The sequence below is a fragment of the Corynebacterium sp. H128 genome, assembly GCF_037482625.1.
Taxonomy (GTDB): Bacteria; Actinomycetota; Actinomycetes; order Mycobacteriales; family Mycobacteriaceae; genus Corynebacterium.
On sequence record NZ_JBBHKW010000003.1, the window covers coordinates 211,950 to 224,451 of the forward strand.

Consider the following 12,502-nt stretch of genomic DNA (forward strand, 5'->3'; position numbering starts at 1 on the left):
TTGCTATTTGACGTCGTTGGGGTGCTTCGCCAGCGGCGTGACCTTAATGTCCATATAGGGGAACATCGGTAGGCCGGACAGGATCTCGTGGAGTTCGTCCGCATCCGCAACGTTCAGGATGGAAATGTTGGCGTACTCGCCTGCGATACGCCAGATCTCCGGCCATTTTCCCGATCCCTGCTGTTGTTGAGAGTAAGCTCGCTCACGAGCCATCAGGTCAGCCCGCAGCTCCGGATCCATATCGGCTGGGAGATTGACGATCATGTGGCAGTGAAACAGTGCCATGGTGGCGCTCCTTTATTTTCTAGTGAAGTGGTTGATCTTGTCCCAGTCGGGCTCGAGTCCCAGGCCGGGTCCTTCCGGCAGGGTGACGGTGCCGTCCGCGTAGACCAGGTCAGCAGTGGTGTAGCTTTCGCGCAGCAGTAAGGGACCGAACAGTTCGGAACCGTAGGATACCGCTGGGGTGGCGCAGGCAAAGTGCAGCGAGGCAGCCGTACCAAATGGCCCTTCCAGCGAAGTCGCGCCGTGACAGGCCAGGCCGGCTGCTTCTGCAATGGCGGCGGCCTTCATGGATTCCCGCAAACCGCCGAGTTTGGTGGTCTTGAGTGCAACTACATCCGCAGCTTGCATCTCTATCACCTTGAGCACGTCCGCCGGGCTGCATACGGATTCATCCGCCATGACCGGCACGCCTACTCGCTGGGTGATCTCCCGCAGGGTGTGGTAATCGTGTGCCGGCGTGGGCTGCTCGAAAAGGTCGAACCCGGCGTCGGCAAGCCGCGGCAGGTAGTGCAGGGCGGTGAGACGGTCCCAGCGCGCGTTGATGTCGATGCGCAGGGACACCTTGTTCCCCACCGCTGCAGCGAGGTCGACCAAGCGCTGCGTATCGACGGCCGGATCCCCGGAACCCATCTTGAGTTTGAAAGAACGATGCCCATAATCCGCGATGCGTTCTTCGATTTCCGCGACCGCTTCGTCGAGGGGCAGTACGCCCAGCGCCCAGGTGACATCGATCTTGTCACGAACGGCACCACCCAAAAGGTCGCGCACTGGGATACCGAGGGAGCGGGCCCAGGCATCATGGATCGCAACGTCGCAGGCTGCCTTGGCAAAACGATCATTGGCAACCACTTTTTCAAAGTCAGCGAGGATGCCTGCCAGCTCGTTGAGCTGCCGCCCGATCATGACGGGGGCCAGGTACCCGTCGATGATGGCCTTCATGGTTTCTACGGATTCCCCGCCCCACCAGGGGCCGCCGGGCACCACACCTTCACCGTAACCCTGCACGCCTGCCTCGGTCACAACGGTGACCAACAGAATCGGCTGCGCGACCGCGGTAGTGGTGGCAAAGCCATGCGGGCGGATGAGGGGAACATCAAGAATGCACGTATCTACCCGCGTAATGGTCAAATCGGCCACATTGTCTCCTTCATGTGCATCAAAACGACGGTAGCCCCATCCCATTGTTTATGGGAGGGGCTGGGAAGTGTGGGTTAGTCTTCCTTGTCCAACGCGAAGGAGTAATCGACCACGTTGTTGCCGTTGCCGTCTTCCTTTGGATCGAGCAGCAATTCTGGCTTTACTGCGGTTGCGACGTCATTATCAGTCCAGTCACCACCGCGGAAGTACAGCTGAGTAGTGATGCTGCGGTGGCCTGGGGACTTGACCATCAGATGCAGATGAGCTGGGCGCCATGGGTGTCCGCCGTAGGAATCAATGAACCAGCCGGTAGGTCCATCGGACGGGATCTGGTACGGAGCCGGCTGCAGGGTCTTGATCTGGTAACGGCCCTCTTCATCGGTGACGATGGTGCCACGGAGGTTCCATTCTGGAATGTTTGGCGCGAACTGAGAGTAGTAGCCCTCGGAGTCTGCGTGCCACAGCTCGACGGTGGCTCCGCCGAGGCCCTTGCCATCCACGTCGGTGACCTGGCCCTGGAAAATCAGTGGCTGCTGTACTTTGTCCTGTTCACGCATTGGCATCTCGCACACGGCCGGGAGCTGTGGCGCGTTTTCAACGTAATACGGGCCTTCGATGGAGCCCTTGGTGCCGGTGTATTCGTGGCGGTTGTAGTTGATCTCTTCGATCTCATGCTCCACGAAAACGTCCAGCCACAGTGGCCACTCGCCATATTCGCCAACGTCGATCATCCACTGCTTTAGCACGCGGTACTCGTCGTAGGTGACCTGGTGATCGTGAGCAACCTTAGCGATAGCCGCGAGGAGGTCAGTGTAGATCGCGTTCGCGCGCTCCTTGGAGGTATCGGCGGAAACACGATCTGACTTGAACTTGTCGGTAGCCGCGTTGCCAGAGGCGTGTGCGGTTGGGTTGATCTCTGCCTGAGTCATGTCAGTGACCTTTCGGTGGGTGAGAAGTGGTGGCTGGGTGGTTGGGGTGCGAGTGAAGAGCCACAGCGCCTGTGACCCTCAAATCACTTGATAGGTACTGTGCTTCAGGTCACGGGCTAAGTCAACCGTCAAAATCGGCCCCAAAAGCCCGTTTCACGCCAAAGAGATGGAAAAGTCCCCCATTTCCCCAGGTAAATGGACACTAAGTGAACGAGCGTCCATTTAGCGCACATTCAACCCCTAGCCAACCCTAGGGAAGTCCCTAGTGTGACCTACATCATTTGTATGGATTATTGAAACATCGGACACGTCAAACGTGGACTGGGTACTCGCCCCTGAACCCGAATTTCGGGCTCCGAACTCATCCCAACGAAGAAGGAAGGCTTCCATGTCAACCAGCCATACTGACAGCAGGAATCTGATCTCCACTGCACTGCAGAACGAGCCAGACCAGGGCATCGTGCGCGTCAACCGCGCCATCTTCACTGATCCTGAACTGTTCGAACTCGAAATGAAGTACATCTTCGAAGGCAACTGGATCTACTTGGCGCACGAGTCTCAAATCCCGAACCCGGGTGACTACTTCACCACCTACATGGGCCGCCAGCCGATCGTGATCACTCGCTCCAAGGACGGCGAACTCAACGCACTCATCAACGCATGTTCCCACCGCGGCGCAATGCTCTGCCGCCGCAAGACGGATAACCGCACCACCCTGACCTGCCCATTCCATGGTTGGACCTTCTCCAACGATGGCTCCCTAATCAAGGTCAAGGATGAAAAGGACGGTGCGTATCCAGAAAACTTCCGGACCGACGGCTCCCACGACCTGCGCCGCGTCGCCCGCTTCGAGTCCTACCGCGGCTTCCTCTTTGGATCCCTCAATCCCGACGTGGTGCCACTGGAAGAGCATCTGGGAGATGCCCGCACCATGATCGACATGCTGGTAAACCAGTCGCCTGAAGGCCTCGAGGTGCTTCGCGGCTCCTCCACCTACACCTACGACGGCAACTGGAAGCTCCAGACCGAGAACGGTGCCGACGGCTACCACGTCTCCTCCACCCACTGGAACTACGCCGCCACCACCTCGCGTCGCTCCACCGGCGAGTCCAAGAACGCCACTAAGGCCATGGATGCCGGCACGTGGGGCAAACAGGGCGGCGGCTACTACTCCTTCCCCCACGGCCACCTACTGCTGTGGATGTGGTGGGGAAACCCAGCAGACCGCCCACTGTATGAGCGCAAGGAAGAACTCAAAGAGCAGTTCGGGGAGAACATCGGCGAATTCATGGTCGGCGCTTCCCGCAACCTCTGTCTCTACCCGAACGTCTACATCATGGACCAGTTCTCCTCCCAGATCCGCCACATTCGCCCGATCGATGTAGATAAGACCGAAGTCACTATCTACTGCATCGCACCGAAGGGCGAATCTGAAGCCGCTCGCGCCAACCGCATCCGCCAATACGAGGACTTCTTCAACGCCACCGGCATGGCCACCCCAGATGACCTCGAGGAATTCCGCTCCTGCCAGAAGACTTACCAGGCCTCCGCATTCCCGTGGAATGACATGACCCGAGGCCTCGGCCACCAGCAGAACGGCCCTGACGATGTAGCCCAAGGCCTCGGCATGACGGAAGTGCTGTCCTCCGGCGCACGCACCGAAGACGAGGGCCTCTACCCGATCCAGCACGGCTACTGGGAATCAATCATGTTGGATGCCGTGGAGCGTGACGGGCAAGCCGACAAGGCAACCGCGGACGATGCGGCAGCGTTCGCCGCCACTCAGAAATTCTCGGCCGCTAAGGCAGCCGCTACCAGCACCCAGCAAGCCGAGGCACCGCGTCGCCGTCGCCGTCGATAAGCCCAGCCCACGATCAACTTTTAGGAGGAACCATGAGCACCGAACTCACCCACACCGACATTGAACAATTCCTCTATCACGAGGCGCGGCTTCTCGACGACCGCGAGTTTGAAGCCTGGCTCGATCTGTACCACGAGGACGTCGATTATTGGATGCCCGCCTGGGACGACAATGGCGAGCTGACCGAAGATCCGCAGCGTGAAATCTCCCTGATGTACTACCCCAACCGTGGCGGACTCGAGGATCGCATTTTCCGTATCCGCACCGAGCGCTCCTCAGCAACCTCGCTGCCAGAACCGCGTACCGGCCACAACATCACCAATGTGGAGATCTTGGAAACCCGCGAGAACGAGGTCGACGTTCGCCATAACTGGGCCAACTACTACTACCGGTACAACACCACCGATGTGTACTTCGGCACCACCTTCCTCACCTTGGACACCACCACGGACACCCCGCTGATCAAGCGGAAGAAGATTGTGCTCAAAAACGACTACATCCACCACATCGTCGACGTCTACATGGTCTAGGAGGCCCACATGTCTAATCACAAGATTGCGCTCGCCTTTGAAGACGGCATCACTAAGTTCATCGATTGCGCCGAAGACCAAACCGTTGCCGATGCCGCCTACCAGGCGAAAATCAACATCCCTTTCGACTGCCGTGACGGCGCCTGCGGTACCTGCAAGGCCTTCTGCGAAGCCGGTGACTACGAGGACGGCGAGTACATCGATGACGCACTCACCGCCGCCGAAGCAGCCGAGGGTTACTGCTTGCCCTGCCAGATGACGCCGCTGTCCGACGTCGTCCTGCAAATCGCTACCACCTCTGAATTGGCAAAGACCGGCGCCCAGGATTTCACTGGCACCATCTCTCGCCTCGAGCGCTATTCCGAATCCACCGTCGGTTTCAGCGTGGACATCAAGAACCGCGAACAGTTGCACTTCCTGCCAGGCCAGTACATGAACATCACCGTGCCCGGCACCGAGGAGACCCGCTCCTACTCCTTCAGCTCCGACCCGGACGGCAGCGATGCCAGCTTCCTAGTCAAGATCACCCCGGGCGGCCGCATGTCCACCTACCTCGATGAACGCGCCCAGGTAGGCGACCAACTCACTCTGTCCGGCCCGATGGGTTCCTTCTTCCTTCGTGAGCCACTGGATCCGATCCTGTTGTTGGCCGGTGGCACCGGACTGGCACCGATCACCTCCATCCTGCACAAGTTGGCGAGTGATGAGCTTCTCGACGTACCGGTACGCCTGATCTACGGCGCAACCTTTGACCACGACGTAGTGGAACTGGCTCAGCTCGACGCGTTTAAGGAAAAACTCCCGGACTTTGACTACTTCGTTGTCGTTGCTGACCCGGATTCCACGGCGGAGCGCAAAGGCTATGTTACCGACCACATGACTGAGGAACACCTGCACAATGGCAACGCCGACGTATACCTGTGTGGCCCACCGCCAATGGTGGAAGCCGTGCGCACCTACTTGAACGAGCAGCCGAATCCGCCGCAGAACTTCTACTACGAGAAGTTCTCCAACACGGCCTCCCTCGCTTCCGAGAAAGCTCCAGCGGAGGTTTCTGCCTGATGAGCACCACGGACAAAGGCCACGTCCCAGTTGGTGACGGCGTCGAAGGAAGCCCGACGATATTCACCCCGCGTCGTTTTGCGGGAAAGCGCGTCGTAGTCACGGGTGCAGCGCAGGGCATCGGCTATGCCGTTGCCAAGCGGCTAGCTTATGAGGATGCGAGCCTGCTACTGGTGGATCGTGCGGACTTGGTCCTGGATGTCCGCAGCGAATTGGAATCCGTTGGCGCGGGAGAGGTCACCGCGATTACCGCAGACCTGGAGACTTATGCCGGTGCCGAGGCGGTAGCAGCGGCAGCGCGCACGGAACTTGGTGGCGCAGACACGCTGATCAACAACGTCGGCGGCACCATCTGGGCGAAGCCTTTTGAGGAGTACAGCCCGGAAGAGATCACCAAGGAAATTGACCGCAGTCTCTTTCCCACGCTGTGGGTGACCCGGGCGGTGCTGCCAGTTCTGATCCAGAACGGTTCCGGCACCATCGTCAATGTGTCCTCCTGCGCCACCCGCGGCGTGAACCGGGTTCCCTATGCCGCGGCGAAGGGTGGCGTGAATGGGATCGTCTCCGCACTGGCAAAGGAGGCCGCACCGCACAACATCCGGGTAGTAGCCACCGCGCCTGGCGGCACTCTCGCACCGGAACGCAAGGTCAAGCGTGGTCCGAGTCCGGAGGATGAGCAGCAAAAGCAGTGGTACCAGCAGATCGTAGACCAGACGATCGAATCAACCGTGATGGGGCGCTACGGCACTTTGGAGGAACAGGCCGCTCCGATCTGCTTCTTGGCGTCAGATGAGGCCTCCTACATCACTGGTTCAGTATTGCCGGTGGCGGGCGGCGACCAAGGTTAATCGCCGCTAAATCAGCCCATGACGCGGAACTTTATTGTTAAAATCCAACAATGATTCACTCCAGGGATGACGCTCACGCTTTGTCCATCTCTGGAGATCCCCGCGCCTTGTCCGAGCGGATCCAAAAGCTGCAGCCGGGTCAGGGGCTGATCGTAGAGCTATCGGCCCCTGCCGGCTCCGGCAAGCGAGATTTCCTCCATCACTTACTTCAACAATGCCCCGGGTGGTTCACCCATCGCATCGCAGCACTCCCCTGGCTGCGCGCGGACTCCGGAAATGTCATCCGGCATCTCCTCGGCCCCCGAACCGAAGAATCAGATGCACTCCAAGAGCTTCTCGACGCCGATTCCGCTGCCCACCTCATCGTCATCGACGATGCACACTGGGCCGATGACGCCTCGATCCGCGAACTCGCCACCATGGCGCGCCGGCTGAGCCGAGGACGCCTAGCCCTCATTCTGAGCGTGGCCACCGAGGACGGGTCCGCTAGCTCGCTACCGCTCACCCACATTGCTGACTATTCGATCAGCCTTCCGCCACTGACCCTGGCCGAGGTGCACGATGTGGGATATAACCTGCTCGGTATATCTCTTTCTGCCAGCATCTGCACCCGGCTGCTAGAGATGTCGGGTGGCAGACCAGGCCGGGTGCGCGAGCTGCTATCCACCCGAAACCTGGACTATTGGCGCAACGATGACGTTGCCATCCCAGTGCCGCCGAGCTGGCAGCAGTCCCTTGCCACGCGTACTAACGGGCTGTCGCCGCAGGCGCACTCCGTGCTCGAATGTTTAGGGGTTTTCCGCGATAGTTGCCCATTGGACCTGCTTCAAGAGCTGTCCGGGGACCGCGAACTTGAGGGAGTGGATGAGCTGGTTCACGCGGCAATACTGCACGTCTATCCCACTTCCACCGGCCTGCATGCCGCAGTGACAAATCCCACCGACACCGCAGTTATTCAGCAGCAACTCTCTCCCGGCAGACAAGCCCGACTACACGGCCTCGCCGCCGACTATTTCACGCGCCACAACAGCGACGATCAGGCGTTGATCCACCGGGCGTTAAGCGCCGTAGGCTGCCGCGATACCTACGCGCTCCTCCTCGCAGATCGCGGCACCAAACTTGGAGAGCTTGGCGCGTGGCAGCTCGCCCGACGCTACTTTGATGAGGCTGCGGCGCTTGCCTCGAATCAGCGACTGCGACAGCAACTGCGTCTCGACGCCGTCGAAGCCGTCATCTCAGCTTCAGACATCGCCTCTGCCAGTGTGCTGTCCTCTGGGGTAGATCCCCGCTTGAACAGCCAACGAGTCGATTCCATGCTGGGTGGAATCGCCGTGCACGAGGGACGCCGCGCTGAAGCAAAGTCACTGTTGGAACCCCTAGCAGAGCAGTTTTCTGACTTAGCTGCGGAAGATCCTGTTGTGGCCGCACGACTCGGAGTACGCATGACCTTGCTGTCTATTGCGGATTGGGACGCACCCGGTGTGGTGTCCTGGGCGGCGCGCACCCGCGAGGTGAGCCCTGCGGCTAATGAATCTGGCATTGAGGCAGCGGCGATCTCCCTGGTTGGCAGCGCCGCACTGTCGCGCACGCACGTCCCCGAGGCGCTGCGTTCTGCCGCGGATGCGCCCTTTCAGGCGCAACGCCTCAGCATGGCCCATGGTTGGGTCAGCCTGGTTTTTGATGACCCGATTTCGGCCCGAGACCTGCTGCGAGTGCGCTTCGAAGGAGAAGGCTCGGAGCGCATCGCGCTGTGGCAGGATGCCTGGCTAGCCCGCGCAAATTTCCTGCTCGGCGACTGGCCAGCAGCTTCCGCCGCAGTAGAACGCGGTCTGTTCCGGGCGGAACAATTTGGCATTCCACTGCTCAAGCCCCTCTTGTTGTGGACTGGCGCTCATGTTGCGCTCTATCGCGGTGATCGGGAACTAACGCGGTTCTATTCCAACCGCCTGGTCCTCGGCCAAGACTCCTTTGCCATCCAGCGCCTGCCCTCCCATATGAGCAGATTGGCTTCTGCCAGCCTCGCAAACGATGTCAGAGGAGCCGTGCGCGCAGGCGAACAACTCATGCAGATTCGCGCGTCGCTCTCGGACTATGCACCCGGCTTTTGGCCTTGGGAAGACGTCTTCGTCCAGGCATTGCTTCGCGACGGCCAAACCGAGCTCGCCACCACCCTGCTGGAGCAATTCGAGGCCGAGGCGTTGGAAACTGGCATCGCCTCACTCACCGCAAAACTCGCCGTACCGCGCGGAAATGTGCTGTTTCAGCAGGGGGAGGTTAGCGCAGCCATGCATTTGCTTGATGACGCCGTGGACTGCATCTCTGCACTCCCTCTCCCCGCTTATGAGAGCCGGATCGTCTTTGAATACGGGCAGCTGCTGCGCCGCTTTGGCCAGCGTCGCCGCGCGGATGAGATGTTTGGCCGAGCAACAGAGCTGTTCACAGAGATGGGGGCGGATGCTTTTGTGTCGCGCGCGCTGCGAGAGCGTCGCGCTGTCGGGCTCGGGCCTCGACATCACGCACCTGAGGAACTCACCCCACAGGAACTTGAGATTGCCCGGTTGGTCGCGCGGGGGGCGACCAACCGGGATGTGGCAGCGGAGTTGTACCTGTCGGTCAAAACGGTGGAATACCACCTCACCCGCGTTTATCGGAAGCTTCGGATTCGTCGGAGGAACGAGCTCCCTGGGGCACTGCGCCGGTTATGAGCTGGCTATTGGCCTAGGGTGCGGAGGTCCACTCCGGTTTCGGTGAGGGGTAGTCCGTCCGCGATCCAGTGTGGGCGAGCACTGTCTGCAACAGCGCTGGTGCCGTCGGCACGCACAACCCGCCACCAGCAAGTGATCCCGCCATAGTCCCGCATGATGCGGCCGACTTGTCGTGGCCCACAGCCGACGGCAGCGCCGACTTCACCATAGGTTGCCACTTGCCCACGGGGAATGGCGGAGACGTAGTCGACTACTGCTTCTGCCAGCGGTGTCACAGTCCAAACTGGCTGAGATCAATGCCCTGGAGCGGGTCTTCTTCTCTGCCTTCTTCCGTGGGTTCTGCGATCTGCGCCAAGGTGAGGGTGGCTCCCGTGGAATCTGCAATCAGAGCCATCCGGCCGAAGTCAGAGTCCCATGGTTCCCGAATGAGGGTGCCACCAAGCTCAGTAACCTTATTAGCAGCGTCATCGACGTTCGCGACTCCAAGGTAGGTCTGCCAGAAGCTCGGTACCTGGGGCGGGAACTGTCCCTTTGCATCCCAGATACCAGCGAACTGTGCGCCATCTTCCAGGGCGGTGGTGTAGTTGAACTCGTTGCCCTCTGCGATTTCGGAACCAAGAGCTTGGGTCACCCAACCAAAGAGTTCTTCATAGAATTCCACTGCTTTGCCATAGTTGGTGGTAGCGGTGAGTTCATGCCACACCGGAGTGCCTGGCTCGCCGCCTGCAACAAAGACTTCATCGGTGGCCAAGAGTCCAAAGACAGCGCCGGCTGGGTCAACACACAGCGCAATTTCTCCCCGGGAGACTTGGGCAGGTTCGAGGATTACACGGCCGCCGAGTTCAGCGACGCGCTCCACCGAGTTTTCTAGATTCTCGGTGTAGAAGTACGTCACCCACATATCAGGCATAGTGGCTTCAGTTTGGTGTACCAGTCCAGCCACCGGTAGCCCCTGGCAGCGGGCCATACGGTAGTCCTGTTCATCACCGATTTCCCAGCTCAGGATTTCTGAGTAGAAGTGGGAGGCTTTTCGGATATCCGAGGTAGACAGCTCCACCCAGATCGGCATTCCATGTCGTGCTTCAAAGGCGGGCATGGTTACATGTTCCTCCACTTCTCGTAGTCGAAATCGTCGTTGGCGGTTGCCTCATCGAAGAAGTCATCATCGTCCTCGCTGGCTACAACACGGGCGCAATTCTCGCCGAGACACACCACGTCTCCGTGGCGAAGGGTTTTTCCGCGGCGAGTATCCACTTCCCCATTCACAGTGATGTGGCCTGCAGCAATAGCTTCCTTAGCTGCCCCGCCAGTATCAACAAGGTTGGCCAATTTGATGAATTGACCCAGTTTGATGGTTTCGTCTTTGATTCCGACGTCATACATGGAAGGAAAGCTTACGCCAGTTTCACTGCGGTTCCAGTTGCGCTCACCATCAGCATGTTATTTGCCTGTCCCATGGTGGAGTAGTCCAGGGCAACTCCGACAACAGCATCGGCGCCGAGCTCCGCTGCCCGCTGCACCATTTCGGCGAGAGCGTTCTCTCGAGCTGCCTGGGCTTCACCTTCATAGGCTTCGCTGCGGCCACCGACGATGTTGCGCAGTCCGGCGGTGAAGTCCTTGAAAGCGTTGATCCCGACGATGGTCTCCCCGGCGACAACCCGAATGTACTGACCGATTTGGCGGCCTTCGATGTTATTGGTAGTGCTAACAATCACAGCTGATCCTTTGGTTTGATGGTCATGTTTTCAATATTGACGTGGGATGGCAGCGAAGCGACCCAACGCACGGTCTCAGCGATATCCGCTGCTGTCAGGTTGAGTTTGTCCGCGTAGACCTCCTCGGCTTTGTCAGCATCGCCTTTAAAGCGGATGAGAGAGAAATCGGTTTTGACGCGGCCGGGATCGATTTCGGTGATGCGCAGCGGAGTATCGATGGTTTCTTGGCGCAATACCGAAGTCATCGCGCGGACACCGAACTTCGCGGCGTTGTAGCCAGCGCCTCCCGGATACGGGTTCAGCGCGGCGACCGAGCCGACGTTGATGATCGTGCCGTCTGCGGCGATGAGCGCATCTAACAGAGCACGAGTGACATTTAACGTGCCGATGACATTGGTTTCATACATCCAGCGCCAATCATCCAGGTCTGCGTCCGCTACGGAATCGAGACCCTTAGCGCCACCTGCGTTATTGACCAGTAGATCCAGTTGCTCAATCTGTTCGGCCATGCGGGCAACGGAATCCAGATCTGTTACGTCGAGTTCAATGGCGGTGCCTCCGATTCGCTCCGCCACCTCTTTAATCCGATCAGCGCGACGCGCAGCGACGAACACGTGCCAACCGTCCTTGGCAAGTGCTTCCGCCGTGGCCGCACCAATACCGCTAGAAGCTCCGGTAACGAGTGCCGTCTTTTGGGTTGCTGCAGTCATAGTTCCTACAATAGATCGGATGCGCCGAGTACGCGGTTGTTTATCAAACCTGTAGCCTCCATGAGCGCAAAGCAGATGGTAGGGCCAACAAACTTAAAGCCTCGCTCCTTCAAGGCCCGCGCCATCGCCGCAGATTCTTTTGACACGGTGGCAGCCGTCTCCGCATGGGTTGGACGTTCCCAATCCGTGGGGGCAAAGGAGGCTAGGAAGGCAAGGAGACCGCCGTCGTCACGCAGTTCTTGTACCCGGGCGGCGTTGTGGACCGCGGCGCAGATCTTGTTTCGATTTCGGATAATTCCTGGGTTAGCTAGTAGTGTTTCCACGTCTTTGGCGTTGAAACCGGCAACGGTGTCCACGTCGAAATTGGCAAAGGCGGCTCGAAATGCTGGCCGTTTTTTAAGGATGGTTTCCCAGGACAGGCCAGCTTGAAATCCTTCCAGCACCAGCCGTTCAAAAGCCTCATTTTCAGTTCTGATGGGCCTGCCCCACTCGTTGTCATAATAATCACGCAGCAAGTCGGAAGACTGGGCCCACTGCGGGCGAATCCGACCATCAGTGCAGGAAACTAGGCCATGTTCATTAAGGGTTGTGTTCATGTCTGCCATGTTAGTGGGCGGGCGGGACCCCACCGCCTTCACAATTAGAACACGCGTTCCACCCCTTGAATCAATTAGCCAGCCGACAGGCTCGCCACAGCTTAGAATGAGTCTTACATCTAACGAA

At 59.2% G+C, this 12,502-nt stretch carries 12 protein-coding genes and 2 pseudogenes; 5 read left to right on the forward strand and 9 right to left on the reverse strand.

The features are described 5' to 3' along the window. Positions 1–3 precede the first annotated feature (3 nt). From catC to catA, 3 genes are all read right to left on the reverse strand, one after another. Positions 4–285: a muconolactone Delta-isomerase gene (gene catC, locus WG915_RS04400; RefSeq protein WP_339564158.1), complete on the reverse strand. Its 282-nt coding sequence runs from the start codon at positions 283–285 to the stop codon at positions 4–6. 12 nt (positions 286–297) lie between these two features. Then, entirely contained in the window at positions 298–1,419 is a 1,122-nt protein-coding gene (locus tag WG915_RS04405; RefSeq protein ID WP_339564159.1) for a muconate/chloromuconate family cycloisomerase, read from the reverse strand. 74 nt (positions 1,420–1,493) lie between these two features. After that, positions 1,494–2,348, reverse strand: a complete 855-nt coding sequence (catA, locus tag WG915_RS04410) for a catechol 1,2-dioxygenase (RefSeq protein ID WP_339564160.1) — start codon at positions 2,346–2,348, stop codon at positions 1,494–1,496. Positions 2,349–2,736: 388 nt separating this feature from the next. On the opposite strand from catA, the gene benA reads away from it, so the two are divergent. From benA to WG915_RS04435, 5 genes and pseudogenes are all read left to right on the forward strand, one after another. Beyond that, positions 2,737–4,209 (forward strand): benzoate 1,2-dioxygenase large subunit, encoded by a 1,473-nt coding sequence (gene benA / locus WG915_RS04415; protein WP_339564161.1) that lies wholly within the window; start codon positions 2,737–2,739, stop codon positions 4,207–4,209. A 32-nt stretch (positions 4,210–4,241) separates the two neighbouring features. After that, positions 4,242–4,739, forward strand: coding sequence for a benzoate 1,2-dioxygenase small subunit (gene benB, locus WG915_RS04420; RefSeq protein WP_339564162.1), 498 nt, complete (start codon positions 4,242–4,244; stop codon positions 4,737–4,739). A 9-nt stretch (positions 4,740–4,748) separates the two neighbouring features. Further along, positions 4,749–5,777 (forward strand): annotated as a pseudogene (benC, locus tag WG915_RS04425) (benzoate 1,2-dioxygenase electron transfer component BenC); the annotation flags it as partial. Positions 5,778–5,800: 23 nt separating this feature from the next. Beyond that, complete coding sequence (locus WG915_RS04430; RefSeq protein ID WP_339564163.1) at positions 5,801–6,649, forward strand: 1,6-dihydroxycyclohexa-2,4-diene-1-carboxylate dehydrogenase; 849 nt, start codon at positions 5,801–5,803, stop codon at positions 6,647–6,649. 50 nt (positions 6,650–6,699) lie between these two features. Continuing rightward, positions 6,700–9,354, forward strand: a complete 2,655-nt coding sequence (locus WG915_RS04435; RefSeq protein ID WP_339564164.1) for a helix-turn-helix transcriptional regulator — start codon at positions 6,700–6,702, stop codon at positions 9,352–9,354. 5 nt (positions 9,355–9,359) lie between these two features. Here WG915_RS04435 and WG915_RS04440 read toward each other — a convergent pair whose 3' ends face one another. From WG915_RS04440 to WG915_RS04465, 6 genes and pseudogenes are all read right to left on the reverse strand, one after another. Beyond that, entirely contained in the window at positions 9,360–9,629 is a 270-nt protein-coding gene (locus tag WG915_RS04440; RefSeq protein ID WP_339564165.1) for an MGMT family protein, read from the reverse strand. After that, the gene (locus WG915_RS04445) at positions 9,626–10,450 is read right to left on the reverse strand and encodes a VOC family protein (RefSeq protein WP_339564166.1); all 825 of its coding nucleotides are present in this window, start codon (positions 10,448–10,450) and stop codon (positions 9,626–9,628) included. Before WG915_RS04445 ends, WG915_RS04440 begins: the two co-directional genes overlap by 4 nt. A gap of 2 nt (positions 10,451–10,452) precedes the next feature. Then, positions 10,453–10,737, reverse strand: coding sequence for an RNA-binding S4 domain-containing protein (locus tag WG915_RS04450; protein WP_339564167.1), 285 nt, complete (start codon positions 10,735–10,737; stop codon positions 10,453–10,455). 11 nt (positions 10,738–10,748) lie between these two features. Further along, positions 10,749–11,069 (reverse strand): heavy metal-binding domain-containing protein, encoded by a 321-nt coding sequence (locus WG915_RS04455; RefSeq protein WP_339564168.1) that lies wholly within the window; start codon positions 11,067–11,069, stop codon positions 10,749–10,751. After that, the gene (locus WG915_RS04460) at positions 11,066–11,779 is read right to left on the reverse strand and encodes an SDR family oxidoreductase (protein WP_339564169.1); all 714 of its coding nucleotides are present in this window, start codon (positions 11,777–11,779) and stop codon (positions 11,066–11,068) included. Before WG915_RS04460 ends, WG915_RS04455 begins: the two co-directional genes overlap by 4 nt. 89 nt (positions 11,780–11,868) lie before the next feature. Continuing rightward, positions 11,869–12,384, reverse strand: a pseudogene (locus WG915_RS04465) (DNA-3-methyladenine glycosylase I); the annotation flags it as partial. Between the last annotated feature and the right edge of the window lie 118 nt (positions 12,385–12,502).

Coding starts and splice junctions, on each gene's coding strand:
- WG915_RS04435 (WP_339564164.1), top strand. CDS start 6,700: ATGATTCACTCCAGGGATGACGCTCACGCTTTGTCCATCTCTGGAGAT.
- benB (WP_339564162.1), top strand. CDS start 4,242: ATGAGCACCGAACTCACCCACACCGACATTGAACAATTCCTCTATCAC.
- benA (WP_339564161.1), top strand. CDS start 2,737: ATGTCAACCAGCCATACTGACAGCAGGAATCTGATCTCCACTGCACTG.
- WG915_RS04430 (WP_339564163.1), top strand. CDS start 5,801: ATGAGCACCACGGACAAAGGCCACGTCCCAGTTGGTGACGGCGTCGAA.
- catA (WP_339564160.1), bottom strand. CDS start 2,348: ATGACTCAGGCAGAGATCAACCCAACCGCACACGCCTCTGGCAACGCG.
- WG915_RS04450 (WP_339564167.1), bottom strand. CDS start 10,737: ATGTATGACGTCGGAATCAAAGACGAAACCATCAAACTGGGTCAATTC.
- WG915_RS04460 (WP_339564169.1), bottom strand. CDS start 11,779: ATGACTGCAGCAACCCAAAAGACGGCACTCGTTACCGGAGCTTCTAGC.
- catC (WP_339564158.1), bottom strand. CDS start 285: ATGGCACTGTTTCACTGCCACATGATCGTCAATCTCCCAGCCGATATG.
- WG915_RS04445 (WP_339564166.1), bottom strand. CDS start 10,450: ATGCCCGCCTTTGAAGCACGACATGGAATGCCGATCTGGGTGGAGCTG.